Source organism: Methylobacterium sp. E-012 (assembly GCF_057836545.1).
This window is the reverse complement of record NZ_JBYQEY010000001.1, coordinates 5,359,767-5,385,543: the sequence shown is the minus strand read 5'-3', so window position 1 is coordinate 5,385,543 and position 25,777 is coordinate 5,359,767. Positions and strand designations below refer to the sequence as shown.

Sequence of the window (25,777 nt, the reverse complement as noted above, 5' to 3'; positions counted from 1 at the left end):
ACGCGATCCCGCCGGGCGGCGGGGCGGCCGGATCGGCGGCCGTCCCCCGCCCGGAACGCATAAAGACATGTTTATGTCTTGATTGCTTCGCGCCGCTCGAGGTGATAGAGGCTGGCTCCGAACCGAAACGCGAACACGGAGCTGCCGCGTCATGGCCAAGGATTACATCGTCAAGGACATCGAGCTGGCCGAGTACGGCCGCAAGGAGATCTCGATCGCCGAGACGGAGATGCCGGGCCTGATGGCGGTCCGCGAGGAGTACGGCGCTGCGCAGCCCCTGAAGGGCGCCAAGATCGCCGGCTCGCTCCACATGACGATCCAGACCGCGGTGCTGATCGAGACCCTGAAGGCGCTCGGCGCCGACATCCGCTGGGTCTCGTGCAACATCTACTCGACCCAGGACCACGCCGCCGCCGCCGTCGCGGCCGCGGGCATCCCGGTCTTCGCCGTGAAGGGCGAGACCCTCGAGGATTACTGGGACTACACCTCGCGCCTGTTCGACTGGCATGACGGCGGCATGCCGAACATGATCCTCGACGACGGCGGCGACGCCACCATGTTCGTCCATCTCGGCCTGCGCGCCGAGAACGGCGACACCGCCTTCCTCGACAAGCCGGAGAGCGAGGAGGAGGAGATCTTCTTCGCGCTGCTCAAGAAGAAGCTCGCCGAGAAGCCGAAGGGCTGGTTCGCCGGTCTCGCCGACAGCATCAAGGGCGTCTCCGAGGAGACCACCACGGGCGTCCATCGCCTCTACGTGCTGGCCAAGGAGGGCAAGCTGCTCTTCCCGGCGATCAACGTGAACGATTCGGTGACCAAGTCGAAGTTCGACAACCTCTACGGCTGCAAAGAGTCGCTGGTCGACGGCATCCGCCGCGGCACCGACGTGATGATGGCCGGCAAGGTCGCCATGGTCGCGGGCTTCGGTGATGTCGGCAAGGGCTCGGCCGCGTCCCTGCGGAACGCCGGCTGCCGCGTGCTCGTGTCGGAGATCGACCCGATCTGTGCGCTTCAGGCCGCTATGGAGGGTTACGAGGTCGTGACCATGGAGGATGCCGCCCCGCGGGCCGACATCTTCGTCACCGCCACGGGCAACAAGGATATTATCACGATCGAGCACATGCGGGCCATGAAGGACCGTGCGATCGTGTGCAATATCGGCCACTTCGACAACGAGATTCAGGTCGCCGGCCTGAAGAACCTCCGGTGGTCGAACATCAAGCCGCAGGTGGACGAGATCACCTTCGCGGACGGCCACCGCATCATCCTCCTCTCGGAGGGGCGCCTGGTGAACCTCGGCAACGCCACGGGTCACCCGTCCTTCGTGATGTCGGCCTCGTTCACCAACCAGACGCTGGCCCAGATCGAGCTCTGGACCAACCCGGGCAGGTACCAGAAGCAGGTCTACACCCTGCCCAAGACCCTCGACGAGAAGGTCGCGGCCCTGCATCTGGAGAAGATCGGCGTCAAGCTCTCGAAGCTGCGCCCGGACCAGGCGGCCTATATCGGCGTCTCGGAGTCCGGCCCGTTCAAGTCCGAGCACTACCGCTACTGACGCACTGGACCCGCGGCGCGACCGGGTTCCGGTCCGTCCGCCGGTTCGGATTTCGAGCACGGTTTGCGAGGCCCGGCGCACTGCGTCGGGCCTCGCTCGTTGTCAACCCGTGTATGCGGGATCGAACTGTGTCTTCTGTGTGTCGTTAACGACTCATTATGCGCGACCGGCCCACAGCCACGCTTCGTTCCCCTTCCGGGTCGATTCCGACGCACGGTAGAGTGCGGACGAATCTTTGATCGATGGGGCCGCGCCGGTTCAGGGGAACCGCCGCGGGGACGGTGCGTCTTGCGCCGCGCGATGGCGCGCGCTGCTCGCATCGCCGTCGGTGGGCGGGGACAGGGCAAGCCATGGGTGTCGGTCGTGCGACCCGCGTTCGAATCTGCGTGGGTGTGCTCGCCCTGACCCTGGCGAGTGCGGCCCTGGCCGAACTCCCCGACGCGCCGGCGGCGCATGCGACCCGCGAGATCCACAGCGTGGCCGCCCTGGCGATCTTCGGCGGCCTCGTCGCCTTCGCGGTGATCCTCTCCCTGCTCCACCTGTTCGAGCGCGGGCGCTGGACCCGCCGCGAGCGCGAGCTGGCCGCGACCCTCGATGTCCTGCGCGGCGCCCATGACCGCGCCGAGATGCTGCTGAACGCCGAACGCCAGATCATCGTCACCTGGGACCGGCGCAGCGAGCCGGTGGTGGAGGGCGACATCAGCCTCGCGATCCACGGGGAGCGACCGACTTCGGGCTATGCCCGCCGGGTGCTGGCCTTCGGCACCTGGCTCGTCGCCGCCGATGCCAATGCGGTCGAGGCCGCGGTGGAGACCCTGCGGGCGCGGGGCACGGGCTTCAGCCTGAGCCTCCGGACCCAGACGGGCCGGAGCATCGAGGCGCACGGGCAGGCGGTGGCCGGCCGGGCGCTCCTGCGCCTGCGCGAGACCAGCCAGGAGCGCAGCGAGATCGCCGACCTGCGCGCCACGTTGGAGGAGACCCGCCGTGGTCTCTCGGCGCTGTCCGGCCTGCTCGACGCGATCCCGCAGCCGGTCTGGCGGCGGACCCGCGAGGGGACGCTGAGCTGGGTCAACGCCGCCTACGTGACCGCCGTCGAGGCCGAGAGCCGCGAGGCCGCCCTCGATGCCGGCCTGGAGCTGTTCGACCGGTCGGCCCGGGAAACCATCGTCCGCGAGGAGGCCGCCCGGTCCGCCGGCCTGACCCGGGGGGTGCCGCGGCTCTCGGCGATCGTGGCCGGCGGCCGGCGCATGCTCGACGTGTTCGAGACGAGCCTCGACAACGGCCGCGTCGGCATCGCCATCGACGTGTCCGAGCTGGAGAGCGTCCGCGCCGACCTGCAGCGGCAGATGAACGCCAATGTCCGCACCCTCGACCAGCTGCCGACGGCGGTGGCGATGTTCGACGTCTCCCAGCGCCTGATCTTCCACAACGCGGCCTACCGCCAGCTCTGGGGCCTCGATCCGGCCTTCCTCGACGGGCGCCCGTCGGACGGCGAGATCCTCGATCACCTCCGCGCCGAGCGGAAGCTGGAGGAGCACGCCGATTTCCGCGGTTGGAAGCAGGGCGTGCTCGCCGCCTACCGGGCCGCGGAGGCGAACCAGACGTGGTGGTACCTCCCCGACGGCCGCACGCTCCGCGTCGTCGCCGATCCGAATCCCCAGGGCGGCCTGACCTACCTGTTCGACGACGTCTCGGACCACCTGAACGCGGAATCCCGCTACAACGCCCTCCGGCGCCTGCAGGCCGAGACGCTCGATACCCTCGCCGAGCCGGTCGCGGTATTCGGCGCGGACGGGCGGCTGACCCTGGCCAACCGCGCCTTCCACACCGTGTGGCAACTCGACCCCGCCATGGTGGAGGAGCGTCCCCATGTGGACGCCGTCATCGCGGCCTGCCGCGAGCACGCGCCCGCGGAGGAGCCGTGGCTCGACATCCGCGACGCGGTGGTCGGCCTCGAATCGCGCACCGCCCACGCGTGCCGCCTCCACGTGGTGGATGGAACGGTCCTCGACTGCGTCGCACAACCGCTGCCGGAGGGCGCGACGCTCCTCACCCTCATCGACATCACCGCCAGCGTGAATGTCGAGCGGGCGCTGACGGAGAAGAACGACGCCCTGGAGAAGGCGGCGCAACTGCGCGACACCTTCGTCCACCACGTCTCCTATGAGCTGCGCTCGCCGCTCACGAACATCATCGGATTCACCCAGCTCCTGGGCGACGAGACGGTCGGAGCTCTCAACGAGCGGCAGCGCGAATATTCCGACCACATCATGCGGTCCTCGGCGGCGCTCCTCGTCATCATCAACGACATCCTCGACCTCGCCTCGATCGATGCCGGTTCTTTGGAGCTGCAGCGGGAGGAGGTCGACATCCAGGCCACCGTCGAGGCGGCGGTGCGCGGCATCGAGGACCGGCTCGCCGAATCGTCCATCACCCTCGTGCTCGACGTCCCGGAGGATATCGGCAGCGTGCATGCGGACGGGAAACGGGTCCGCCAGATCCTGTTCAACCTGCTCTCGAACGCCGTCGGCTTCTCGGATGCCGGCCAGCGCGTCGAGGTCCACGCCCGCCGGGACGCCCAGGAACTCCTTCTCAGCGTGCGCGATCACGGCCGCGGCATGCCGCCTGAGATCGCCGATTCGGTCTTCCACCGCTTCGAGAGCCACACCCTCGGCACGCGCCACCGGGGGGTCGGCCTCGGCCTGTCGATCGTGCGCTCCTTCGTGGAGCTCCACGGCGGCCGGGTTCATCTGGAGACGGCGCCGGGGGCCGGCACCTGCGTCACCTGCACGTTCCCCCTCGATCCGGCCAATCGATCCCAGCGCACGCCCCTGCCGGATGCCCGGCCGCCGGGACCTGCGGCCGCCCCGGTGCGCAAGCCCGGCGTAGCGCTGCACTGAGCGGCCCGAAACGGCCCGGCCTGGCCGTGGCGCGGGGCGGTGAGACTTGATTCTTCGGCGCACGCCGCGCAGCAGGAGGCATGTCCGCACCTGATCGCTCCGGCTGGGCCGTCTTCGGCATCGGCGATTTCCGTCTGTTCGGGGCGGCCCGCTTCCTGACGGGCCTCGCGTATCAGATGCAGGCGGTGGCGATCGGCTGGTTCGTCTACGACCTGACGCATTCCGCCCTGGCGCTGGGCCTCGTCGGTCTGGCGGGGTTCCTGCCCGCGGTGGTCTGCGCGTTGATCACCGGCCACGTGGCCGACGCCTACGACCGCCGCCTCGTCGCGGCGGCGGCCTTCGCCCTCCAGAGCACGGCGAGCTTCGGCCTCCTGGCTTACGCGTTGACGGGCCAGCACATCGTCTGGCCGATCTACGCCCTGGTGATCCTGGTCGGCACAGCCCGGGCCTTCGCCAACCCGGCCCTCCAGGCGCTTCTGCCGACCCTGGTGCCGGGATCGCAATTCAGCGCGGCCATCGCGTGGAACGCCTCGCTGTGGCAGAGCGCCTCCGTGATCGGGCCGGCCCTCGGCGGCTTCCTCTACGCGTTAGGGCCGGCCGTGGTGTTCGGCGGTGCCGGGGCGAGCTTCGCCCTGGCGAGCCTCCTCACGGCGTTGATCCGCTTCCGGCCAGCACCCTCGGGCGAGCGGCCGCCGATCACCTGGGCGGCGCTCTCGGCGGGCATCGGCTACATCCGCTCGCAGCCGGTTGTGCTCGGGGCGATCAGCCTCGACCTGTTCACCGTCCTGCTCGGCGGCGCCACGGCGCTGCTGCCGATCTATGCCGGGGAGATCCTGCATGTCGGCCCCCTCGGTCTCGGGGCGCTGCGCAGCATGCCGGCCTTCGGGGCCGTCGCCATGGCGATCACGCTGGCGAACCGGCCCCTCCGGCGGCATGCGGGCCTGCGCATGCTGCGGGCGGCCGCGGTGTTCGGCGCCGCCACGGTGGTGTTCGGGCTCTCGACCTCGCTGCCGCTGTCGATGGCCTGCCTGTTCGTCACCGGCGCCGCCGACATGATTTCAGTCTATGTCCGCCAGACCTTCGTGCAGGGCGAGACTCCCGACGCCATGCGCGGTCGAGTTTCGGCGGTAAACACCGTGTTCATCGGCGCCTCGAACGAACTCGGCGAGTTCGAGTCCGGCCTGCTCGCCGCCGCCATCGGGGCGGTCCCGGCGGTGGTCGCGGGCGGCGTCGCGACGGTGGGGATCGCACTGCTCTGGGGGCGGCTCTTCCCGGCCCTGCGGAACCGCGACCGGTTGATGGTGCGGGCGTGATTTGCGCGCCCTCCGGTTTATGACGCGGCTTAGTTCACCGGACTCAAAGGGCCGATCGCGTGACGCTCCGTCGCGCGCTCGATGCGCCGCAGCCGCCCTCGGTTATCCATTTCGCGTCGCCGGATCCGCGAGACTTGGATAAAGCGAATGCAAACAACGGCTTGACCCGAAATTTTCCTGTACGGGCTGGCTCTCCGGAAGGTCTTCATGACCCGCAGCAGCCGCGGACAGGAATGAGGTCAGGCGAGATCCCTGCAATTTCGGCGCCCCCGAGCCCGGACGCGGCACGAACGATGATCCGGAGCCCGACTGGTGAGGCAGATCCCGTTCAGCGCCCCGCCAGCAGCGGCGACCAGGTCGGGTCCGAGGCGTAGGCCGGTGTCGGGACCGGCTGCTCCACCCGGCCGGTGATGTCGACCATGAACAGCTTGCCGCCGCCCTGGCCGCCGGGATCGCGGAAGAACAGCACGTACTGGCCGTTCGGCGCGAAGGTCGGTCCCTCGTTGTGGAAGCCCTCGGTCAGCACTCGCTCGCCGCTGCCGTCGGGCTTCGACACGCAGATGGCGAAGCCGCCGTTGCGCTGGCGGGTATAGGCGATCAGGTCACCCCGCGGCGACCAGGCCGGCTGCGACGCGGACCCCGCCCCGAAGGTGATCCGGTGGGGATTCGAGCCATCCGCTCCCATCACGTAGACCTGCTGCGAGCCGCCGCGATCCGACTCGAACGCGATCTGCGTGCCGTCCGGTGCGTAGGTCGGCGAAGTGTCGATCGCCATCCCGCTGGTGATCGAATGCTGGGCCTTCGAGGCGATGTCCATGGTCACGATGTCGGCGTTGCCGCCCTGCTGCACGCTCATCACCAGCCGGCGCCCGTCCGGCGAGAAGCGTGGGCTCGCGCTCATCGAGTCGACGTTGCCCAGCGCCTGCCGCGCGCCCGTTTCCAGATTGATCACCTGCACCCGCGGCTGATGGCCGGTGGCCTGGGCCATGAAGGCGATGTCCTGCGTGGCGGGCGAGTAGCGCGGAGCGACGATCGACATCTCGCCGCTGGTGATCGCCCGGACGTTGGCGCCGTCCTGGTCCATGACCATCAGGCGCTTGCGGCGATTCTCCTTCGGGCCGGTCTCATCCACGAAGGCGATGCGGCTGTCGAACCAGGGACCGAGGCCGGTGATCTTGGTGTAGACCGCATCCGAGATCAGGTGGCCGGTGCGCCGGGCGTTGGCGGCGTCGGTGCCGTATTGCTGGCCGGTCATCTGCTGGCCGGAGGTCACGTCCCAGAGGCGGAACTCGACCTTCAGCCGGCCGCCGTCGCGGGCGACCCGGCCGGTGACGAGGCCCTGGACGCCGGTGGCCCGCCATTTCTCGAAGTTCGGGGCGGCGTCGAAATTCGGCTGCTCCGGGAACCGCGCGTGATCGAGGGGGGTGAAATACCCCGAGCGGCGCAGGTTGTTGGTCACCACGCCGGAGACGAGGCCGCCGAGGCTCGGATCGCCGCCGAAATCCGCCACGGCGATGGGCATCGGCTGGAAGTTGCCGCCGCCGATGCGCAGCTGCAGCTGCGCCTGGGCCGGCCCGGCCGCGAAGGCCGTCAGCAGGGCCAGGACCGCGACAACGCGCGCGGCGAAGGACGTCGGGAGGCGCCCGGCGGAGGAGATGTGCGGCATGATGGGTCGGATCCGATTGACGATCAGACGGGGTTCGGTTGGGGGCAGGGGAGGGCTGGAGGGCCTCAGGTCGCCGTGAACTCGAACTCCGCGTTGATGGCCTTCCAGTCGTTGTAATACGGCGCGTAGGTGGCCGGTATGTTGTAGGGCGCGCAGCGGCGGACCGCCCGGAGCGCGGCTTGCGCGATCGACTGGTCCACCGCGCTGGCGCCGCCGCGCATGATCCGCGGCTCGGTGCTGAGCGAGCCGTTCGGGTTCAGGCGGATGTCGAGCACCGGCAGGACCACGCCCTGCGTCGCCCCGGGGGGCGCCGCGTAGCAGCGCTCGATCTGCTGCTGGAGCAGCCCGACTAGGGCATCCCGCAGCGACGGCGACAGGCGCTGGGCGTTGCCGGTCGCAGCACCCAGCGCCGCCACCTTCTGCACGGCCTGGCCCGTGGCACCGGTCGATTGCGAGGGCACCTTCGAGGCGAGCATGGAGCGGATGTCGCCCGCGTTGAACTTGTTGGCGAGCTCGGCCTGCTTGCGCGCCTTGGCTTCCCCGTCGGCCTTGGCCTTCGCGTCCGCCATCGCCTTGGCCTTCGCCTTGGCGGCGGCCTCAGCCTTGGCGGCGGCGTCGGCCTTGGCGGCGTCCGCCTTGGCCTTCGCGGCAGCTTCCGCCTTCTCGGCCTCGGCCTCGGCCTTCGCCTCGGCGAGTTCCTTCTGGCGCTCACCTTCGGCCTTGGCTTTGGCCTCGGCCACCTTCTTGGCCGCCTCGGCCTTGGCGGCGGCATCGGCCTTCGCCTTGGCGGCCGCGGCCTTCTGGGCGGCCGCCTCGGCCTCGGCCTCCTGCTTCTCGATCAGCTTCTCCAGCTGCTCGCGCTTCTCGGCCTCGGCCTTCGTGGCGGCCTCCGCCTTGGCCTTCGCCTCGGCCTTCGCTTCTGCCTTGGCGGCCTGCGCGGCCGCTTTCTCGGCGGCCGCTTTCTCCGCAGCCTTTTCGGCCGCCTTCTCGGCGGCTTTGGCGGCGGCCTTCTCGGCGTCGCGTTTCTCCTGCGCCGCCTTTGCGGCCTTGGCCGTCTCCTCCGGATCCGGCTCCCCGCGCAGCGGCATCTCCTCCGCGTTGGCGAGCTTCATCTCGGCGGTGCGGGTCGGCGCGGTCGGCGCGTCGGTCTTGGCGTTCTCGGGCTCCCGGTCCTCGACCTTCTCGGCCTTGCGGTCCGCCCGCGACGTGGCGTTCGGCATCGGCTTGTCGGCCTGCCGCTCGCCCTTGGTGATCTCTGAGAGCTGGTTCTCGGTGATCACCTCGACGGGCACGCCCTCCTGGGCCTCCGGCAGGGCCGGGGCCGCCACGCTGAACAGCGCCAGCGCAAGCAGCGCCACGTGGGTGCCGGCGGAGATCCAGACACCCGGTTCCTTACGATCGAAGCGGAACTCCACGGGTCGGCCCTACTGATGCTCGGGCTCGGTGACGAGGGCGACCTTCTTGAAGCCGCCTCCGGTCACGATCGCCATCACCTGTGCCACGCGGCCGTAATCGACCCGCTTGTCGCCGCGCACGAACACGCGCTCCTCGGTGCCGGTCTTGGCGGCTTCGGTGAGCTTGGGCACGATCGTGTCGTCGGTCAGCTCGTCCTCGCCGAGGAAGACCTGGCCGGTCTGGCGGATCGACAGGGTGATCGGCTTCACGTCGGAATTGAGCGGCGAGGCCTTGGATTGGGGCAGGTCCAGGGGGACGCCCACGGTCATCATCGGCGCCGCAACCATGAAGATGATCAGGAGCACCAGCACGACGTCGATGAACGGCGTCATGTTGATCTCGTTGATGGGACCGCCGCGGCGGCTCCGACGCCGACGGCGCTTGCCGCCCTGCGATGCACCCGCTGCCATGCCCATGAATTGCTCCTCTCTGGATCGTGCTCAGGCGGCGAGCGGAAGGCGCTCGTCGATCTGGCGGGAGAGGATGGCGGAGAACTCGTCGGCGAAGCCTTCGAGCCGCGACTGCGCCTTGGTGACCTCGGCCTGGAGCTTGTTGTAGGCGAGCACCGCCGGGATCGCGGCGAACAGGCCGATGGCGGTGGCGAACAGGGCCTCCGCGATGCCGGGGGCGACGACCGCGAGCGACGTGTTCTTCGAGGCCGCGATCGAGGTGAACGCGGTCATGATGCCCCAGACCGTGCCGAACAGGCCGATATAGGGGCCGGCCGAGCCGATCGAGGCGAGGAACAGCAGGCGGGATTCCAGCCGCTCGACCTCGCGATGGATGGTGACGTCGAGCTGCTTCTCGATGCGCTGCGACAGGGACTGGATCTGGCGGCCCGAGCCCTCGAAGCTCCGCTTCCACTCCCGCATGGCGGCGACGAACACCGCCGCGAGGCCGGTCGCCGGACGGTCGTTGAACGAGCGGAACAGCTCCTCTAGGGAGCGGCCGGACCAGAACGCGTCCTCGAACGCGTCCATCTCGGCCTTCGTCCGGCGGAACAGCAGCGTCTTGTCGACGATGATCGACCAGCACCAGATCGAGGCGCTGAGCAGCCCGATCATCACGATCTTCACGACGAAGTGGGCCTGGAGGAACAGACCGAGCAGCGTCATGTCGGCGACAGGCGCGGCCTGCATCGCGTCGGCTGGGTTCATCCGTCGAGGTCTCCTGCTCCGGGCCGCACTGCGCCGGCTGAAGCCCGCGTCCGCCGGATCCGTGAGCGATATCAATGCTATCGCTGGCGAATCTGTCGAAAGTATGGGCCGTCGACGACGCCCGCATCCCGCCGGCGCGGCAACCCCGTTAAGGGCGTGGCAGGGTTAAGGATCGGTTTCGATCCGGGTGATCCTGAGGGGGGCGCTGGGCGAGGGCGGGTGCTGCAGGCTGGACCTTAGGAAACCGGGGCCGCTATGCTCCCGGAATACGGCGCCGAGTCGCGATCGCCACGCGGCCGGACGAGAGACGTACAGGAAGCGCATGACCCTTCCCGTTCCGAGCCTTCAGGAGCTTCTGCCGACCGGCCCGGCCCGGTTCCTCGGCTGGTCCTGCATCGCCGACCCGGCCATCGCGGGGGCCCTGGCGCGGGCGGGGTTCGATGCCGTGCTCCTGGACCAGCAACACGGCGGCTACGACTACAAATCGAGCTGCGCGGCGATCACCGAGGTGGCCCTGGCCGGCAAGGCCGCCCTGGTGCGGGTCGCGGTCGGCGATGTCGCCATGGTGTCGCGGATGCTGGATGCGGGCGCGGCCGGCATCGTCGCGCCGATGATCAACACGGTGGAGCAGGCGAAGGCGCTCGCCGCAGCCGCCAAGTTCCCGCCGGTCGGTCAGCGCAGCTGGGGCCCGGACCGGGCGATCCTGCTGTCCGGTCTCCGGGACGGGGCCGCGTATCTCGCGGTCGGCAACAGCCGGGCGCTGACCATCGCGATGTGCGAGACGGCGGAGTCGATCGCCGCGCTCGACGCGATCCTGGCGGTGCCGGGCATCGACGGCGTCCTGGTCGGGCCGGCCGACCTGTCGATCGCCCTGTCCAACGGCGCGGCCATCGACCCGCTCGGCGCGGCGGTCACGGCCGCGCTCGGGGAGATCGTGCGCAAGACCCTGGCGGCGGGCAAACTGCCCTGCGCCTTCGCGCCGTCGGCGGCCCGGGCGCGGGAAATGGTGGCGATGGGCTTCCAGCTGGTGTCGATCGAGTACGACGCCCTGACCATCGCGGATGCGTTCGCCCGGCTGTTGCACCAGGCCGATCCGTCGCGGGCAGGCTGAGGCTCAACCGGCCGATGTCTGGGATAGCCGTCGCCGCAGGACGTCCGGCAGGCGGACGGCGCGGCCGTCGCGGACGCAGGCGACCGTCACCTCGGCGGCGACCAAGAGCGCATCGCCCCGGCGGACTTCCTGGTTGAGCAGCATCGAGGCGCCGCGCAGGGCCGTCGTGCGCGTCAGGATCGTCAGCAGATCGTCCATCCGGGCGGCGGTGACGAAGTCGAGGCTCATCCGCCGCACGACGAAGACGAGACCCTGCGCCTCGCGGTACAGATCGGACTGATCGCCGGCGAGGTCGCGGAGCAGTTCCGTGCGTCCGCGCTCCAGGAAGCGCAGATAGTTCGCGTGATAGACGAAACCCGAGAAATCGGTGTCCTCGTAGTAGACGCGCACGCTCAGGCGATGCGGCGGCCGACCATTGTCCTCTGGGTCATCGGCGTTGGGCGGAATGGCGCTCATGCCGGTCCCTTAGCGCATCGGTCTCGGTGCCGGAACCGCGGTCCATGCCCAGCGGACCGGAAGTGCCGCGGTTCCTCCGCGGCGCAACGCGTGTTCCCTCTGCCGAACCAAAGCATCGATTCCGGCACGAACAAGCGTCCGGATGCGACGAAGGCCGCCCGAGGGCGGCCTTCGCAGACATAGTCCAAGCCTGGGAGGGCTATCAGCCGCCGATGCGGGCGGCGAGGCTGGCCGAGTGGGCGTGCTCGTCGGCGATGTAGGGCAGCGCCTCGGTGGCGAAGCGGCGGCCCTGCGCGTCATCACCGGCCTTGGCGTAGGAATCGTATAGCGCCAGCGTCCGGGCGTCGGAGCGGGCCTGCTGATCGATGTAGGTGCGATCGAAGGCGCGGCCGTTCGGGGCCGACTGCAACTGCGTCAGGCGCGCCTGGCCACGCTCGCCGAGGGCCACACGCCGACCCGGCTCGCCGGGGCTGTTATCCACGATCCCGACGGCGCCGAGGGCCCCGCCGATGATGCTGGTACCCAGGTTGGCCGCCACGGTCACGGGGGCGAGCACGAGGCCGACCGGGTTGCTCAGGTCAGTCTGGATGCCCTGGTTGTCCGAGACGACCGTGCCGTTGCGCGACAGGGAGGTGTTCGGCGGCAGCAGCGCGTCGGTGGTCGCCTTGCGCTCGACCAGGACCCGGTTCGCGTAGTTCCGGACGTTCGGGTTGCGCGACCGCTGGAGGGCGATCCGGCTCGCCTCGATGCTGGCGGCGTCCGAGCGCAGGGCCTCGGCGCGGAAGGCCGGGGTCTCGGTGGCGGCTGCGCCGACGCTGTCCTGGTTGGCGAAGGGCAGCACACGGATCGGAAGCGCGTCCTGCGCGAAGGCCGGAGTGGAGAACGCAGCGGCGGAGAAGCCGAGGACGGCGAGCGTGATCTTTTTCATGGCGGAAGTTGATCCCTGACGTTGTTTTTAAAGGCTCGGAGATCTGTCGCAATCCGAAGGGCAGAGCCCAGGCACGGACAGTCTCGCCGGCGCCACGCAGAGTTGGCGCGGTTGCCTCCACAACTGGCACGTGTTCGCGCCGTTCCATGACGTGCACGAGATTTTCTGTCGGACGTCGACCCGACAACTTGGCTCAAGCTTGGCCGCAGCGTTCGTACAGTTCGCGAAAACTTTTGTAATGGCAACAGCTTGTGGATGTCGCATCCGAGCATCGGACCGCGGCTTCGAGCGCTGCTTCTGTAATCGGAGTATGAGCGAGCCGAATTGCAGGCTTGAGTTTCCTGCATAGGACTGCCCGTCGTGGTGTCAGTCCCCGTCGTCGCTGAACAGCATGGGCTGGCCGCGTGGATCACGCTTCGGCTCCGCGAAACCCATGTGGCGGTAGGCATGCCGGGTGAGCACGCGACCCCGGGGCGTGCGCTGCACGAAGCCGTGTTGGATCAGATAGGGCTCGATGATGTCTTCGATGGCGTCGCGCGGCTCGGACAGGGCCGCCCCGATCGTCTCGATGCCCACCGGACCGCCCCCGAACGAGCCCGCGATCAGCTTCAGGTACTTGCGGTCCATGACATCCAGGCCCGCCTCGTCGATGTCGAGGAGCTTGAGCGCCCGGTCGGCGATCGCCCGCGTCACCGTCTCGGCCTCGGCCACCACCGCGAAGTCGCGCACCCGCCGCAGCAGACGCCCGGCGATCCGCGGCGTGCCCCGTGCCCGTCGGGCGATCTCGTTGGCCCCCTCCGCCGACATGCCCACGCCCAGAACCCGCGCCCCGCGGGCGACGATCTGCTCGAGCTCGTCGATCTCGTAGAATTCCAGGCGGATCGGGATCCCGAACCGGTCGCGCAGCGGCGTGGTCAGCAGGCCCGCCCGGGTGGTGGCACCGACGAGCGTGAACTTCGGCAGCTCGATCTTCACCGAGCGCGCCGCCGGCCCTTCGCCGATGATCAGGTCGAGCTGGTAATCCTCCATTGCCGGATAGAGGATCTCTTCGACGGCCGGATTGAGCCGATGGATCTCATCGATGAACAGCACGTCGCGCTCATCGAGATTGGTCAGTTGCGCGGCGAGGTCCCCGGCCTTGGCGATCACGGGACCCGACGTCGAGCGGAAATTGACGCCAAGTTCGCGCGCCACGATCTGGGCGAGGGTCGTCTTGCCGAGCCCGGGGGGGCCGACGAACAGGACGTGGTCGAGGGCCTGGCCGGTTTTGCGCGCGGCTTCGATGAAGATCTGCATGTTCGCCCGGGCCGCGCGCTGGCCGATGAACTCGGACAGGCTCAGCGGACGGATCGTCTGATCGACGTCCTCAGAGCGCTTTTCCGGCGTCAGGAGCGCATTGGTCGGGGCTTTCGGCTTGCTCATGGATCCTTGCTTCGTGGACCGGACCCCGCCGTCCCGGGACCGGAACGCGGTGCGGGCCCCTGGGCGGCCGCCGCGTCGGGGCTCGCCCTCCTTAACGGCGATTGCCGGGAAGTCTAAGCGCCGCCGACGATGGTGCGGCGTTGCACGCCGTCCACCGCTTGCAATGCAACCGAAGCCGCGACCCGCGCATTTCTGCAGCACCGATCCAAACACGGCCGCAGGGCGCTTCCCCCCACCATGATGATCCGAAATCTCGCACGCGGCGCGGCCGGCGTTGCGTTCCTGTGCGCGGCCGCCACGGCGCAGGCCGCGGGCGTCCCGGACGCCACGAAGGTCGCCGATGCCGGCCCGCAGGTCCATTCCGCCACCAGCGCGGACCGGGACGACGAGGCGAGCTGCAGCCGGTCGCGCCGTCGGCTCTGGATCGAGGGCGAGGGCTGGGTGGTTCGGCGGATCACCACCTGCCGCTGAGGCGCGTTACGCATCAGCACTCTCCGCGGCTGGCCATTCGGAACGGGGTCGCGTCGGGTCGGTTTCCCAGCCTCCAGCGCGATACGCTCGCGCCGAACACGCATTGGAACCGGCCCCATGGCGATCCGGACAATTCTTCCGCTCCTTGCCCTCGCGCTCGCGGCGCCAGCGTCGGCGCAGGGGTTCGGTGGCGCGGTTCCCTACGGCTCCGGCTACGCGGACGGCTACGGCTTCGGCGGGCCATTCCTGCGCGGCGACTATATCGGGGCCCCGCTGACACCGGTGCCGAGCCCGACACAGATCGTGCCGGCGCCCTGGAGTTACGGTACCTACGGGGTGCCCACGGTCTCGGGTATCGCACCGGCCCCCGCGGCGCAGCCGGCGCTCCTGGTCATTCAGGGGGTCGGGGCGACGGGCCGCCGCCGCGCCGTCGCGGAAGACCGGACCGCCGGTGCGCAGGTCATCGCGGTTCAGGTTCCTCGGCGGTGAGAGTGGCATACCACGCCGCATAGGGCGTGTTGCGGGCGAGGTGGCGGTTGAGATCGGGGGCGCCGTCGGTCCACCAGACCGGTCCGCGCTCGCCCAATCCGGTCTTGGCCGCGTCCACGGAGGCGCGCGCCGCCCTGAGAGCGTCCGCGGCGCCGGCCTGGCCGTTGCGCTCGGCCTGCTTGGCGGCCCGCACGGCGCGCCGGGCCGCCATCAGGTCTGAGACCAGAGCCGCCCGACGCTCCGGCGACAGGTTGGGATCGGCGCTGCGCCAAAGACGTCCACGAACAACGATATAGCGCCGATCCGGTGTTGGTATTGCCACGCTCATTGCGGCTTCATGCTCGTTGTAGGTGGGTTAAGTCTTACGGATTAGACCTCGGATATCGGGTCCAGGTCACGCCATGCAGATCGCCATCGTCGATTCGAGTCGCGTCGTTCTCCAGATCATCGCCTCCCTGCTCGAACCGAGGGGCCACGCGGTTCACGCCTTCACGGATTCGACCCAGGCACTGGATTTCGTGAAGACGACACCTGCGATCCGTGTCCTGATCACCAGCCTCGAGGTTCGGCCGCTCTCCGGGCTCGAACTGTGCTGGGCCGCGCGCCTGCTCGCGGAGGAGCGCGGGCCGCTGCACGTGATCACGATGTCGTCGGCACGCAACGTCCGCAGTCTGGCCGAAGCCCTCGACAGCGGCGCCGACGACTTCATCGAGAAGCCGCCGAGCGCCGAAGAGCTCTATGCGCGGCTGCGCGCGGCCGAGCGCCTGACCACCATGCAGGCGGAGCTGATCCGTCTCGCCGAGACGGATCCCCTGACCGGGGCCTTGAACCGGCGTGCCTTCTTCAACCGGGCCCGCATGGCGGCCAACCGCGCCGGCGAGCCCGGCGGCGTTTCGGCGATCCTGGCCGACATCGACCACTTCAAGCGCATCAACGACGCGCATGGGCACGATGTCGGGGACGCGGCGATCACGGCTGTGGCCGACCTGATCGCCCGGGAGGGGATCGGCGGTCGGCTCGGCGGCGAGGAATTCGCCCTCATCCTGCCCGAGGGCCGCCTGTCGGAAGCGGCCTCCTGCGCCGAACGCCTGCGCGCGCGCGTAGCGGCGCTGCGGATCCCCGCGGGCGACGATACTGTCCAGCTGACCTGCAGCTTCGGCGTCAGTACCTGGATCGAGGACGACAGTGTCGAGGACCTGATCAAGCGCGCGGATGTCGCCCTCTATGCCGCCAAGACTGGCGGACGTAACCGCGTCGTCCAGTCTTCGGGAGCCACCGCTCCGGTTGTCGCGCATTGATCCGGACGCGCTGCCCCGATTCGATACGCCGACATTAAGCATGCCGGATCGGCGTCCCGGATCGGGACGCCGATCCGGCCAATATCCCCGAAATGGCAGGAAAACGGCCAATATAAAGCTTAATATTCGCGGATTGTCACTGGAACAGTTCTTGGAACTTCGCCTTCGATCCCGGTCGTCTGTATCGAGCCGGGAGAGCGAGGTGCGAGGTTATGAGTACCGCCGTTGGCGTCTTGATTCTGGATGAACCGCAGGACCTGAGCGCGACTGTTCGCGCAACTCTGGAACACATGCCGGAATTCCACACGATCGGCGAGGCTCATCTGGAGATGGCCGATGCCGGCCCCGCGGTCGCGCTCGTCTTCCTCGACGAGATCCGGCTCGCGGACGGGATCGCCCGCCTCGTCGACCTGAAGGAGCGCCAGCCGCACCTGCGCACGCTGGTGGTCTTCGGCGCGCTGAGCGCCGACGATCTCCGCGCCCTGCTGGCTGCGGGGGCCGACGCCTTCATGGCGCGCTCCAAGGCGCCCCGCGACCTCGCGGCTGCACTGCTCGCCCTGGCGGAGGGCTCGGACTGCCTCGTGCCGCCGGAGCAGCCCCTGGCGGAGGCGAACGAGCCGGTCGACAGCCTCGGCCTGACGCCCCGGGAGGCGGAGGTGCTGCGCTTCCTCAGCTCGGGCTTCAGCAACAAGGAGGTCGCACGGCGTCTGGCGCTCAGCGTGCGCACGGTCGAGACCCACCGGCTGAACCTCCGCCGGAAGACGCAGACCGGCCGCCTGAAGGACCTCGTGTCGCTCGCCCGCCAGCTCGGCCTGGCGCCGGTGGTGGACAACACCGATCAGGTCCGGCGGTCCACCGACCGGCGCTCGTCGGGCAACGACAGCCAGTCCCGGCATTGACCGGGACCGGGCACCTGCGCGGGACCGGTGGCCGTCTCAGGCGGCACCGACCCGCGTATCGGCACCGGCCCGCGACGGACGCTCGTCCCTTGCGCCCGACGCGGCCTTGCTCCGCGGTTTCCCGGCACGCGGACCCGTCCTGGCGTTCGGCTTGACCCGTTTGCCATGCCGCGCGGCGTCCGCGTTCACGGCGAGCCGCGCCTGGAGCAGCGCCAGCACGGCGGTCTCCTCGGATCTGAGGCTGGACAGGTCCTCGCTCAGCTCCGACTCGACGGCGTCCTTCAGGTGCAGGAGCAGCCCGCCTTCCAGATAGCAATCGAGGATCTGGGGATGGATGTAGCACTTGCGGCAGACCGTCGGCGTGTTGCCCAGGCGCCCCGCGACGCTCTCGATCGCCGTTCGGATGTTGCGCTTGGCGCCGGCATCGCTGTCGAAGCTCTCGAACGCGCGCAGGGCCAGGGCGGCCAGCACGGTCCCGGCCCAGGTCCGGAAATCCTTGGCGGTGAACTCCTGCCCGGTGATCTCACGCAGATACGCGTTGACGTCCGACGAGGTGACGTCGCGCTGCACGCCGTCGGCGTCGAGATACTGGAACAGCTCCTGCCCGGGCAGGTCCTGGCAGGCCTTGACGATCCGGGCGACGCGGCGGTCCTTGAGGGACACGTCCCAGGTCTTGCCGCTCTTGCCCTTGAACCGGAACGACACGGCCGAGCCCGCGATGCGGACATGCGGATCGCGCAGGGTGGTGAGCCCGTAGCTCTTGTTGGTCCGCGCGTAATCGTCGTTGCCGACGCGGATCAGCGTGGTCTCGAGCAGGTGGACCACCGTGGCCAGCACCTTGTCCCGCGGCAGGCCCGGCCGCTTCATGTCGGCGTCGACCCGCTGGCGGATGGCCGGCAGGGCGTCGGCGAAGGCCATGATCCGGGAGAACTTGTCGGCCTCCCGTGCCTGACGGAAATCCGGGTGATAGCGGTACTGCTTGCGTCCCTTCGCGTCCCGGCCGGTCGCCTGGATGTGGCCGTTCCGGCGGGGGCAGATCCAGACATCCGTGTAGGCCGGGGGGATCGCGAGGGATCGGATACGGGCCAGGATCGCGCGGTCGCGCACGGGGGCGCCCTTCGCGTCGAGGTAGCGGAAGCCGGTGCCGCTGCGCCGGCGCGTCAGCCCCGGGCGGCCGTCATCGACGTAGACGAGCCCGGCCTCCTCCGCCGCAGCGCGCAGGGCTCCGCCGCCCTCGACCGTCTCGACACCCGCCATCGCCCGTCCCCCCGCATACGCCGCCGGACGGCCCGCCCGGCGAGAAGGTCACCATCAACCGGCGGCGCCCGATCGCCGTTCCGCGTCTGCGCATCCGTCGCAGGCCGATCCGCCGCGGCGTGCTAGAGGGCAGCGATGATGCCCGACGCCGCCCTCGACCACGCCCCCGTCCCGATGCGCCGCCTCGTCTTCGTGGTGACGGAGGACTGGTTCTTCGCCTCGCACTTCCTGCCGATGGCGCGGGCCGCCATCGCCATGGGGCTGGCGGTGACCGTGGTGACGCGGGTGCGGGCCCACCGCGCCGCCATCGAGGCCACCGGCGCGCGGGTCGTCCCCCTGGAGGCCGAGCGGGCGAGTCTCAACCCGATGGCGGCCGGCTACGCGGCCGGGCAGCTCGCCGCGATCCTCAAGGCGCTCTCCGCCGACATCGTCCATTGCATCGCGCTGCGCGGGATCCTGATCGGCGGCACGGCGGCCGCGATGGCGGGCATCCCGGCCCGGGTCTACGCGCTGACCGGCCTCGGCCTCGTCGGGGCCCGGACCGACCGGCTCGGGCGCGCGTCGCGGCTCGCCCTGCGGACGTTGATCCGCGGCCCCCTGGCTTCCCGCCGCACCCGCTTTCTGTTCGAGAACCCGGACGATGCCCGGGCCCTTGGCCTCGATCCGCTGGAGCAGACGGTCACCGTGATCGGGGGCGCCGGTGTGGATCCCGACGCCTATTGCCCGCAGCCGCTGCCGGCCATGCCGCCGCTGAAGGTGGCGATCGTCTCGCGCATGCTGTGGTCGAAGGGGATCGACGTCGCCGTGGAGGCGGTCCGTCTCGCCCGGGGGCAGGGCGCATCGGTGGACCTCGCCCTGTACGGCGCGCCGGATCCGTCGAACCGGCGCGCCATCCCCGAGGCGACGCTGCGGGCGTGGAGCCGCGACGGCGTCGCCTGGCACGGCCCCACCGAGGACGTGGCCGGCATCTGGGCCGGCCATCACGTCGCCTGCCTGCCGTCGCGGGGCGGGGAGGGGCTGCCGCGGACGCTCCTGGAGGCCGCTGCCTGCGGCCGTGCGCTGGTCGCCTCGGACGTTCCGGGCTGCCGCAGCCTCGTGCGCGACGGCGTCGAGGGCCTGCTCGTCCCGCCGGACGATGCGCCGGCCCTGGCGCAGGTCCTGGTGCGGTTGAGCCGTGATCCCGGGCTCGTCGCCGCCCTCGGCGCGGCGGCGCGGGCGCGGATCGAGGCCGGGGGTTTCACCGAGGCCGCGGTGACCGACAGCGTCCGCGCCGTCTGGCGCGACCTGCTGGAGGCCTGACCATGCGCCCGCCCGACGATCCCGCCGGCTTCATCCGCGCCAACACCCGCCTCCTACCGGTCCCCTACGCCCCTGAGATCCGGCTCCACGTCGCCGACGAGGCGACGGCTCTGTGGCAGAAGACCGAGGAGGAATTGAACGCGATTGGATTGCCGCCGCCGTTCTGGGCCTTCGCCTGGGCGGGCGGTCAGGCGCTGGCCCGCTACGTCCTCGACAACCCGGCCCTCGTGGACGGCGCGATGGCCGTGGACTTCGCATCGGGCTCGGGCCTGGTGGCGATCGCGGCGGCCCGCGCCGGTGCGCGGCGCGTGCTTGCCAGCGACCTCGATCCGTTCGCCATGGCGGCAATCCGCCTGAACGCCGCCGCCAACGACGTGGCGGGACGGGTCGAGCCCCTCTCCGACAATCTCCTGGGCACCGTGCCCGAGGCCGATCTCGTCCTGGCGGCGGATGTCTTCTACGAACGCGACCTCGCCGCCGCGGTGACCGACTGGCTCTTCGGGCTTCACGCCCGCGGCGTCACGGTGCTCATCGGCGATCCGGGCCGCACCTATCTGCCGCGCACGCGGCTCACCTGTCTGGCCTCCTACGAAGTCCCGGTCTCCCGCGACCTCGAGGATGCCGAGATCAAGCGCAGTCACGTCTGGCGGTTGGAGACATGAGAATCCACACGGATCTCGGGGCGGACGCAGGATGCGCGGCACGGATGACGGTTCTTCCGGAGCCGAAATGCGCTAGCCTCGACCGAGCCCGCCGCGCGCGTCTGGGCGCCTTGCGGCGGAAGGTTTCCCGGTGAAGATCGAGTCGAGCAGCATGCCGAGCCGTCCCCGCGTCGTCGCCTTCTCGGGGAGCGCCAAGCGGCCCTCGCGCACCCGCATTCTGGTCGAGGCGCTCGGGGCCGAACTCGGACGTCTGCGGCCGATCGATCTCGCGGTCTACGACCTTCTCGATGCCGGACCGGGCCTCGGCGCGACGCAGCGCCACGACTTGTCCGCACCGGCGGAGCGGCTGATCGCGGCGATCGAGGGGGCGGACGCCCTGATCGTCGGGACGCCCGTCTACCAGGGCGGCTATGCCGGGCTGTTCAAGCACGTGTTCGACTTCGTCGATCCGTCCCGCATGGCCGCCAAGCCGGTGGTGCTCACCGCCACGGGCGGCGGCCTGCGCCACGCGCTGGTGGTCGAGCACAGCCTGCGGCCGCTGTTCGGCTTCTTCGCGGCGCATGTGGCACCGACCTCGGTCTATGCGGGCTCGGACGACCTGGTCGACGGCCGGATCCTGGACAGGACCGTCGCGGCGCGGCTCGAAGCCGCCGCGGCGGAACTCGCGTCCCTGATCGACCTCGCGCGCCCGCCCGGTTCCGGCCCGACCAACTGACGGGTCACTCCCCGGAAACGCTGCCGACCCTAAGTGCTCGAACGGACGACGCTCACCCGCGAGGGATCATGTCAGGTTCTCCGATCACGACCGGGAAGGCCGCCCCCGTGGCGCTCCCCGCCACCTACGTCACGGCATCCGGGCTGCCGCGCTACAATCCGCTGGCTCAGGCCCTCCACTGGCTGACCGCGGCCCTGGTCCTGGCGGTCCTGCCGCTCGCCTGGGTGGCCGCGAGCCTCCCGCCCGCACCGGCAAAGGGCAGTTTCTTCGTCCTGCACAAGTCGGTGGGCCTGACCATCCTGGCGATCGTCGTCGTGCGGATCGTCTGGCGGATGATCCGGCCCGCGCCGGCGGATCCCCAGGCGCCCCGGCTCCTGACCCTGATCGGGCGCATCAACCACTACCTGATGTACGCGATCTTCTTGATCATGCCGATCAGCGGGTACCTGCTGAGCGCCCTGTCGGGGCGCGACACACCGTATTTCTGGCTGTTCACGATCCCCGGGCTGCCGAAGGACGACGCGGCCCAGAAGATCGCCGACTCGATCCACCTCGTCGGGCAGTGGTTCGTCTACGCGCTGGTCCTGCTGCACATCGCCGGCACGGTCTGGCACCTCGTGATCCGCCGGGACGGCCTGCTGGAGCGGATGCTGCCGGTCCAGGACGGCCGGCGGTCGACCCGGTAACGATCACTCCACGCGGCGCAGGACGAAGGTCGTGCCGACCTCCGGATCGCGCCGCCAGCGTCCGTCGCCGCTCGGCACGAGGTCGATGCTGTGGCCGCGCTTGGCGGTGAGGGTCATCCGGCCGTCGGCGTAGCGCCAGCGGACCGGATCGAACACCTCCAGGCCGCCATCGTGGCAGCCGGGCACCAGGCGCACGCCGCCGCCGCCGCCGTCGAGGGTGATCCGGCAGGTGTCGTGCTCCTGGAACCGGTCGAGGGCGTAGGTCCCCGGGGCCGGGCCGGCCGGGGCGGTCGAGGCCGGCTGCAGCGCGGCCGGCAGGGGCGCCGCCGCCTGGAGCGGGGTCGGGGTGGACAGGTCCGGTGCGACCGGTTCGGCCTCGGCGCCCGCCAGACCGCCGGGGCGCATCGCCACGATATCGAGGGGGACGAGGCTGTACTGCTCGCCGCTCTCCATCCTGGCGACCAAGCTGCGCTGGTCCGGGCGCCGGGCGAATTCGAGGACAGGACGGACGTTGCGGTCGACGAGGCGCACGGCTCCTTCGACGAACAACCAGCCGGCGATCCCGTTCATCACCGGCAGCGCCCGCCGGCATCCGGCCGGGAAGCGCAGGCGCCGGCCGGCCTCACCGCTGTCGAGCACGAGCGTCAACACGCAGCGGCGGTTGGTGCCGTCCCGGGACAGGTCCCAGGTCCCGGGGACTTCGCCGAGCTTCTCGGGCAGGCTGGTCGGCGCCGCGGCCGGTGCCGGCGTCTTCGCGACCGGGGGGCTCGGTTCGGGCAGGGCCGCGGGCGCGTCCTGAGCCGCCACTGGCCACGGGAGCAGGGCCAGGGCGGCCAGCAGGGCGGCCGGTGCGGACTTCACGCGTTCGGGCTCCAGGGTGTCTCGGCGACGGGCGTGAGCGGCCCCCGCCCCTCGAACCACGAGACGACGTTGTCGACGACGAGCTGGGCCATCGCGGCACGGGTGTGCTCTGAGGCCGAGCCGACATGTGGCAGCAGCACCGTGTTGTCGAGGCCGGCGAGGTCGCCCGGGACGTGGGGCTCGTTCTCGAACACGTCGAGCCCGGCGCCCAGGATGGTCCCCGCCTTGAGCGCGGCGGTCAGCGCCGCCTCGTCCACGAGGCTGCCCCGGGCGACGTTGACCAGGATCCCTTCGGGGCCGAGGGCCTCCAGCACCGCCGCATCCACCAGCCCGCGGGTGTCGGCGCCCCCCGGCGCGACCACGATCAGGATATGGACCGCATGCGCCATGCCGATCAGGCTGTTGTGATAGGTGTAGGGAACGTCCGCCTGCGGGCGGCGGCCGTGATAGTCGATGGCGACGCCGAAGCTTTCCAGGCGCCGGGCGATGGCCCGCCCGATCCGCCCGAGCCCGAGGATGCCGACGCGGCGCCCGCGCAGGGAGGCGGAGAGGGGGAACGGGGCCTTCGGCCAATGGCCGGCGCGGAGGTACCGGTCGGCCTGCGGGATCCGGCGGAGGGTGGCGATCACGAGGCCGATCGCGAGGTCTGCGACCTCGTCGGTGAGCACGTCCGGCGTGTTGGTGACGACGACGCCGCGCCGGTGCGCCGCCGCGGCGTCGACCGCGTCGTAGCCGACCCCGAAATTGGCGATGAGCTCCAGTTTCGGCAGCCGGTCGATCAGGGCGGCGTCGACCGCCGCGGCGCCGCCGACGCACAGGGCGCGGATCCGCGGGCCGGTCTCGGCGAGCAATGCCTCGGCATCCGCGGCGCCGGCGAGCCGATGGACGCCGTACCGACCTTCGAAGGCCGCTTCGACGAGCGGATGCATTTTCCGCAGGAACAGGATCTCGGCCGGCGCGTCAGGCATCGCTCACTCCCTCGTTCGGCCGTCCAGCGGCGCGGCCGGTTCCTCAATCCCGCATAGGGCCAGTGCGGGGTGGGACGCCAGCGGGCGCCCCCGCCGCCGATGACATCCGCGCCCCGGCGCCGGGCGGTCATTCGACCGGGGCGCAGCTCGCCCCTTCCGAAATGCCCGCGCGATGCCTAGTAAGAACGACGCATCATCGCGAGAGCTCTGTACCGCCCCATTCTCGAAGACGAAAACCGATGACCAGCCCGCGCACCCTCTACGACAAGATTTGGGACGACCACGTCGTCGATGTCCAGCCGGACGGCTCCTGCCTCCTCTACATCGACCGCCACCTCGTTCACGAAGTGACGAGCCCGCAGGCCTTCGAGGGGCTGCGCGTCGCCGGCCGCAAGGTGCGCCATCCGGAAAAGACGCTGGCGGTGGTCGACCACAACGTCCAGACCTCCGACCGGTCGAAGGGCATCGACGATCCCGAGAGCCTGACCCAGCTCGATGCGCTGGCCGAGAACGTGCGCGATTTCGGCATCGAGTTCTACGACGCCTTCGACCGGCGCCAGGGCATCGTCCACATCATCGGCCCCGAGCAGGGGTTCACGCTGCCCGGCCAGACCATCGTGTGCGGAGATTCCCACACCTCGACCCACGGCGCCTTCGGGGCGCTGGCGCACGGCATCGGCACCTCGGAGGTCGAGCACGTGCTCGCCACCCAGACGCTGGTGCAGCGCAAGGCCAAGAACATGCGCGTTACCGTCGACGGCACCCTGCCGCCGGGGGTCACCGCCAAGGACATCATCCTGGCGATCATCGGCGAGATCGGCACCGCTGGTGGCACCGGCCACGTGATCGAGTATGCCGGCGAGGCGATCCGCGCCCTCTCGATGGAGGGGCGGATGACGATCTGCAACATGTCGATCGAGGGCGGCGCCCGGGCCGGCATGGTTGCGCCGGACCCGACGACCTTCGCCTACGTGAAGGACCGCCCGAAGGCGCCGAAGGGCGCGGCCTTCGACGCGGCGTGCCGCTACTGGGAGAGCCTCGTCACCGACCCGGGCGCCTTCTTCGACCGCGAGGTCCGCCTCAACGCCGCCAACCTGCCGCCGCTGGTCAGCTGGGGGACGAGCCCGGAGGACGTGATCTCAATCCAGGGCCGCGTTCCGGATCCGGCCGAGATCGCCGACGAGAACAAGCGGCAGTCGAAGGAGAAGGCCCTGGCCTATATGGGCCTGACGCCGGGCACCCGGATCACCGACATCACCCTGGATCGGATCTTCATCGGCTCCTGCACGAACGGGCGGATCGAGGATCTGCGCGAGGTCGCGCGGGTGGTCGGCGACCGCAAGGTGCATGAGGGCGTCTCGGCGATGATCGTCCCGGGTTCCGGGCTGGTGAAGGCGCAGGCCGAGGCCGAGGGTCTCGACCGGATCCTGAAGGCGGCGGGCTTCGACTGGCGCGAGCCGGGCTGCTCCATGTGCCTCGGCATGAACCCGGACAAGCTGCGGCCCGGCGAGCGCTGCGCCTCGACCTCGAACCGCAACTTCGAGGGCCGGCAGGGCCCGCGCGGGCGCACGCACCTGGTCTCGCCCGCCATGGCGGCGGCCGCCGCGGTGGCCGGCCGCTTCGTCGACATCCGGGAGTGGCCGCAGGGCTGAAATCCCGATTGACGGCGGCGGTTCCCTTGCCTAAACGAAGCCGTCGCCGGCCGATGGCCGGCGACATGCCCAGGTGGCGGAATTGGTAGACGCGCTGGTTTCAGGTACCAGTCTCGCGAGAGGTGAAGGTTCGAGTCCTTTCCTGGGCACCAATCGACTGACAGCAGCCCGCCAAATCGTTGGCGGGCTTTGTTGTTTTCCGGGTTCGGCGAACCGGGGCCGCGCGGAACGCCCCGTCACGGGGTTCGGACCGGAAGCCCGGCTTCCACCGCCAGCCAGAGCCCGTCCGAGGCGGACTCGATCCTGAACAGGCGCAGTGCGCGGAACGACCAGCCCGGCGAGACGGACCCGTCCCGCAGGTCGAAGGAGGCGCGATGCCTCGGGCAGAGCAGCCGTCCGCCGATGCACCGGCCGAGGGACAGGTCGGCCCCCTCGTGCGGGCAGGCCCGCTCGGCGGCCACGATCCGGCCGCCCGCCTGGACGAGCAGCAGGCTGTGGCCACCCACGGTGATCGGCATCAGCGGGCGATCGCCGAGACGATCGTCCGGGCCCAGGCGGAT

General features: G+C 70.3%; 25 protein-coding genes and 1 tRNA gene. 14 read left to right on the top strand and 12 right to left on the bottom strand.

Going from position 1 to position 25,777, the window contains the following annotated elements; genetic code table 11:
• Positions 1–151: 151 nt before the first annotated feature.
• The 3 genes from ahcY to AC3IF1_RS25760 all read left to right on the top strand — a co-directional run bounded on the left by ahcY (position 152) and on the right by AC3IF1_RS25760 (position 5,765).
• A complete protein-coding gene (gene ahcY / locus AC3IF1_RS25770; RefSeq protein WP_489219911.1) occupies positions 152–1,552 on the top strand; it encodes an adenosylhomocysteinase in 1,401 nt (466 codons plus the stop codon).
• Positions 1,553–1,902: 350 nt separating this feature from the next.
• A complete protein-coding gene (locus AC3IF1_RS25765; protein ID WP_243969733.1) occupies positions 1,903–4,452 on the top strand; it encodes a sensor histidine kinase in 2,550 nt (849 codons plus the stop codon).
• Positions 4,453–4,532: 80 nt separating this feature from the next.
• Positions 4,533–5,765, top strand: a complete 1,233-nt coding sequence (locus AC3IF1_RS25760) for an MFS transporter (protein ID WP_243969734.1) — start codon at positions 4,533–4,535, stop codon at positions 5,763–5,765.
• A gap of 328 nt (positions 5,766–6,093) precedes the next feature.
• Here the strand turns inward: AC3IF1_RS25760 and tolB are convergent, their stop codons facing one another.
• The 4 genes from tolB to tolQ form a co-directional block, all read right to left on the bottom strand.
• Positions 6,094–7,431 (bottom strand): Tol-Pal system beta propeller repeat protein TolB, encoded by a 1,338-nt coding sequence (gene tolB, locus AC3IF1_RS25755; protein ID WP_489219910.1) that lies wholly within the window; start codon positions 7,429–7,431, stop codon positions 6,094–6,096.
• A 65-nt stretch (positions 7,432–7,496) separates the two neighbouring features.
• Positions 7,497–8,846: a cell envelope integrity protein TolA gene (gene tolA / locus AC3IF1_RS25750; protein ID WP_489219909.1), complete on the bottom strand. Its 1,350-nt coding sequence runs from the start codon at positions 8,844–8,846 to the stop codon at positions 7,497–7,499.
• A gap of 9 nt (positions 8,847–8,855) precedes the next feature.
• Positions 8,856–9,302, bottom strand: coding sequence for an ExbD/TolR family protein (locus tag AC3IF1_RS25745; protein ID WP_243969739.1), 447 nt, complete (start codon positions 9,300–9,302; stop codon positions 8,856–8,858).
• A gap of 24 nt (positions 9,303–9,326) precedes the next feature.
• On the bottom strand, positions 9,327–10,043 hold the full coding sequence (gene tolQ / locus AC3IF1_RS25740; RefSeq protein ID WP_043349106.1) for a protein TolQ: 717 nt from the start codon (positions 10,041–10,043) through the stop codon (positions 9,327–9,329).
• A 322-nt stretch (positions 10,044–10,365) separates the two neighbouring features.
• Between tolQ and AC3IF1_RS25735 the strand changes: the two genes are divergently transcribed.
• The gene (locus AC3IF1_RS25735) at positions 10,366–11,154 is read left to right on the top strand and encodes an HpcH/HpaI aldolase family protein (protein WP_243969740.1); all 789 of its coding nucleotides are present in this window, start codon (positions 10,366–10,368) and stop codon (positions 11,152–11,154) included.
• Positions 11,155–11,157: 3 nt separating this feature from the next.
• On the opposite strand, the gene ybgC is transcribed toward AC3IF1_RS25735, so the two are convergent.
• The 3 genes from ybgC to ruvB all read right to left on the bottom strand — a co-directional run bounded on the left by ybgC (position 11,158) and on the right by ruvB (position 13,960).
• Positions 11,158–11,610, bottom strand: coding sequence for a tol-pal system-associated acyl-CoA thioesterase (gene ybgC, locus AC3IF1_RS25730; RefSeq protein WP_489219908.1), 453 nt, complete (start codon positions 11,608–11,610; stop codon positions 11,158–11,160).
• A 202-nt stretch (positions 11,611–11,812) separates the two neighbouring features.
• Entirely contained in the window at positions 11,813–12,538 is a 726-nt protein-coding gene (locus tag AC3IF1_RS25725; RefSeq protein WP_489219907.1) for a DUF4142 domain-containing protein, read from the bottom strand.
• Between the two features lie 366 nt (positions 12,539–12,904).
• Positions 12,905–13,960 (bottom strand): Holliday junction branch migration DNA helicase RuvB, encoded by a 1,056-nt coding sequence (gene ruvB / locus AC3IF1_RS25720; RefSeq protein ID WP_243969745.1) that lies wholly within the window; start codon positions 13,958–13,960, stop codon positions 12,905–12,907.
• Between the two features lie 237 nt (positions 13,961–14,197).
• Here ruvB and AC3IF1_RS25715 point away from each other — a divergent pair, with 237 nt between their 5' ends.
• Entirely contained in the window at positions 14,198–14,431 is a 234-nt protein-coding gene (locus AC3IF1_RS25715) for a hypothetical protein (RefSeq protein ID WP_489219906.1), read from the top strand.
• Between the two features lie 117 nt (positions 14,432–14,548).
• Complete coding sequence (locus AC3IF1_RS25710; RefSeq protein WP_489219905.1) at positions 14,549–14,920, top strand: hypothetical protein; 372 nt, start codon at positions 14,549–14,551, stop codon at positions 14,918–14,920.
• On the opposite strand, the gene AC3IF1_RS25705 is transcribed toward AC3IF1_RS25710, so the two are convergent.
• Positions 14,892–15,248 (bottom strand): hypothetical protein, encoded by a 357-nt coding sequence (locus AC3IF1_RS25705; RefSeq protein ID WP_489219904.1) that lies wholly within the window; start codon positions 15,246–15,248, stop codon positions 14,892–14,894. The genes AC3IF1_RS25710 and AC3IF1_RS25705 overlap by 29 nt on opposite strands.
• Positions 15,249–15,321: 73 nt before the next feature.
• On the opposite strand from AC3IF1_RS25705, the gene AC3IF1_RS25700 reads away from it, so the two are divergent.
• Positions 15,322–16,218: a GGDEF domain-containing protein gene (locus AC3IF1_RS25700; protein WP_489219903.1), complete on the top strand. Its 897-nt coding sequence runs from the start codon at positions 15,322–15,324 to the stop codon at positions 16,216–16,218.
• 212 nt (positions 16,219–16,430) lie between these two features.
• Entirely contained in the window at positions 16,431–17,117 is a 687-nt protein-coding gene (locus tag AC3IF1_RS25695) for a response regulator transcription factor (RefSeq protein ID WP_489219902.1), read from the top strand.
• Positions 17,118–17,153: 36 nt separating this feature from the next.
• Here the strand turns inward: AC3IF1_RS25695 and AC3IF1_RS25690 are convergent, their stop codons facing one another.
• On the bottom strand, positions 17,154–18,374 hold the full coding sequence (locus tag AC3IF1_RS25690; protein ID WP_489219901.1) for a DNA topoisomerase IB: 1,221 nt from the start codon (positions 18,372–18,374) through the stop codon (positions 17,154–17,156).
• A gap of 135 nt (positions 18,375–18,509) precedes the next feature.
• On the opposite strand from AC3IF1_RS25690, the gene AC3IF1_RS25685 reads away from it, so the two are divergent.
• The 4 genes from AC3IF1_RS25685 (at position 18,510) to AC3IF1_RS25670 (ending at position 21,736) form a co-directional block, all read left to right on the top strand.
• Complete coding sequence (locus AC3IF1_RS25685; protein WP_489219900.1) at positions 18,510–19,673, top strand: glycosyltransferase family 4 protein; 1,164 nt, start codon at positions 18,510–18,512, stop codon at positions 19,671–19,673.
• 2 nt (positions 19,674–19,675) lie between these two features.
• Positions 19,676–20,335 carry a class I SAM-dependent methyltransferase gene (locus AC3IF1_RS25680; protein WP_489219899.1) on the top strand — a complete coding sequence of 220 codons (660 nt, stop codon included), beginning with the start codon at positions 19,676–19,678 and terminating at the stop codon, positions 20,333–20,335.
• 151 nt (positions 20,336–20,486) lie between these two features.
• Positions 20,487–21,050, top strand: coding sequence for an NAD(P)H-dependent oxidoreductase (locus AC3IF1_RS25675; RefSeq protein ID WP_489219898.1), 564 nt, complete (start codon positions 20,487–20,489; stop codon positions 21,048–21,050).
• A 68-nt stretch (positions 21,051–21,118) separates the two neighbouring features.
• A complete protein-coding gene (locus tag AC3IF1_RS25670; protein WP_489219897.1) occupies positions 21,119–21,736 on the top strand; it encodes a cytochrome b in 618 nt (205 codons plus the stop codon).
• Between the two features lie 3 nt (positions 21,737–21,739).
• On the opposite strand, the gene AC3IF1_RS25665 is transcribed toward AC3IF1_RS25670, so the two are convergent.
• A complete protein-coding gene (locus AC3IF1_RS25665) occupies positions 21,740–22,597 on the bottom strand; it encodes an AprI/Inh family metalloprotease inhibitor (RefSeq protein ID WP_489219896.1) in 858 nt (285 codons plus the stop codon).
• Positions 22,594–23,565: a 2-hydroxyacid dehydrogenase gene (locus AC3IF1_RS25660; protein ID WP_489219895.1), complete on the bottom strand. Its 972-nt coding sequence runs from the start codon at positions 23,563–23,565 to the stop codon at positions 22,594–22,596. The genes AC3IF1_RS25665 and AC3IF1_RS25660 overlap by 4 nt, the downstream gene beginning before the upstream one ends.
• Positions 23,566–23,804: 239 nt before the next feature.
• Here AC3IF1_RS25660 and leuC point away from each other — a divergent pair, with 239 nt between their 5' ends.
• Complete coding sequence (gene leuC / locus AC3IF1_RS25655; protein ID WP_489219894.1) at positions 23,805–25,217, top strand: 3-isopropylmalate dehydratase large subunit; 1,413 nt, start codon at positions 23,805–23,807, stop codon at positions 25,215–25,217.
• A 67-nt stretch (positions 25,218–25,284) separates the two neighbouring features.
• Positions 25,285–25,369: transfer RNA gene (locus AC3IF1_RS25650), tRNA-Leu, on the top strand.
• A gap of 84 nt (positions 25,370–25,453) precedes the next feature.
• On the opposite strand, the gene AC3IF1_RS25645 is transcribed toward AC3IF1_RS25650, so the two are convergent.
• Positions 25,454–25,735, bottom strand: a complete 282-nt coding sequence (locus AC3IF1_RS25645; protein ID WP_489219893.1) for a Rieske (2Fe-2S) protein — start codon at positions 25,733–25,735, stop codon at positions 25,454–25,456.
• Between the last annotated feature and the right edge of the window lie 42 nt (positions 25,736–25,777).

Coding starts and splice junctions, on each gene's coding strand:
- AC3IF1_RS25705 (WP_489219904.1), bottom strand. CDS start 15,248: ATGAGCGTGGCAATACCAACACCGGATCGGCGCTATATCGTTGTTCGT.
- AC3IF1_RS25695 (WP_489219902.1), top strand. CDS start 16,431: ATGAGTACCGCCGTTGGCGTCTTGATTCTGGATGAACCGCAGGACCTG.
- AC3IF1_RS25710 (WP_489219905.1), top strand. CDS start 14,549: ATGGCGATCCGGACAATTCTTCCGCTCCTTGCCCTCGCGCTCGCGGCG.
- ahcY (WP_489219911.1), top strand. CDS start 152: ATGGCCAAGGATTACATCGTCAAGGACATCGAGCTGGCCGAGTACGGC.
- AC3IF1_RS25745 (WP_243969739.1), bottom strand. CDS start 9,302: ATGGGCATGGCAGCGGGTGCATCGCAGGGCGGCAAGCGCCGTCGGCGT.
- ybgC (WP_489219908.1), bottom strand. CDS start 11,610: ATGAGCGCCATTCCGCCCAACGCCGATGACCCAGAGGACAATGGTCGG.
- AC3IF1_RS25680 (WP_489219899.1), top strand. CDS start 19,676: ATGCGCCCGCCCGACGATCCCGCCGGCTTCATCCGCGCCAACACCCGC.
- AC3IF1_RS25725 (WP_489219907.1), bottom strand. CDS start 12,538: ATGAAAAAGATCACGCTCGCCGTCCTCGGCTTCTCCGCCGCTGCGTTC.
- AC3IF1_RS25690 (WP_489219901.1), bottom strand. CDS start 18,374: ATGGCGGGTGTCGAGACGGTCGAGGGCGGCGGAGCCCTGCGCGCTGCG.
- AC3IF1_RS25645 (WP_489219893.1), bottom strand. CDS start 25,735: ATGCCGATCACCGTGGGTGGCCACAGCCTGCTGCTCGTCCAGGCGGGC.
- AC3IF1_RS25735 (WP_243969740.1), top strand. CDS start 10,366: ATGACCCTTCCCGTTCCGAGCCTTCAGGAGCTTCTGCCGACCGGCCCG.
- AC3IF1_RS25675 (WP_489219898.1), top strand. CDS start 20,487: ATGCCGAGCCGTCCCCGCGTCGTCGCCTTCTCGGGGAGCGCCAAGCGG.
- ruvB (WP_243969745.1), bottom strand. CDS start 13,960: ATGAGCAAGCCGAAAGCCCCGACCAATGCGCTCCTGACGCCGGAAAAG.
- tolB (WP_489219910.1), bottom strand. CDS start 7,431: ATGCCGCACATCTCCTCCGCCGGGCGCCTCCCGACGTCCTTCGCCGCG.
- tolQ (WP_043349106.1), bottom strand. CDS start 10,043: ATGAACCCAGCCGACGCGATGCAGGCCGCGCCTGTCGCCGACATGACG.
- leuC (WP_489219894.1), top strand. CDS start 23,805: ATGACCAGCCCGCGCACCCTCTACGACAAGATTTGGGACGACCACGTC.
- AC3IF1_RS25765 (WP_243969733.1), top strand. CDS start 1,903: ATGGGTGTCGGTCGTGCGACCCGCGTTCGAATCTGCGTGGGTGTGCTC.
- AC3IF1_RS25685 (WP_489219900.1), top strand. CDS start 18,510: ATGATGCCCGACGCCGCCCTCGACCACGCCCCCGTCCCGATGCGCCGC.
- AC3IF1_RS25660 (WP_489219895.1), bottom strand. CDS start 23,565: ATGCCTGACGCGCCGGCCGAGATCCTGTTCCTGCGGAAAATGCATCCG.
- AC3IF1_RS25700 (WP_489219903.1), top strand. CDS start 15,322: ATGCAGATCGCCATCGTCGATTCGAGTCGCGTCGTTCTCCAGATCATC.
- AC3IF1_RS25715 (WP_489219906.1), top strand. CDS start 14,198: ATGATGATCCGAAATCTCGCACGCGGCGCGGCCGGCGTTGCGTTCCTG.
- AC3IF1_RS25670 (WP_489219897.1), top strand. CDS start 21,119: ATGTCAGGTTCTCCGATCACGACCGGGAAGGCCGCCCCCGTGGCGCTC.
- AC3IF1_RS25760 (WP_243969734.1), top strand. CDS start 4,533: ATGTCCGCACCTGATCGCTCCGGCTGGGCCGTCTTCGGCATCGGCGAT.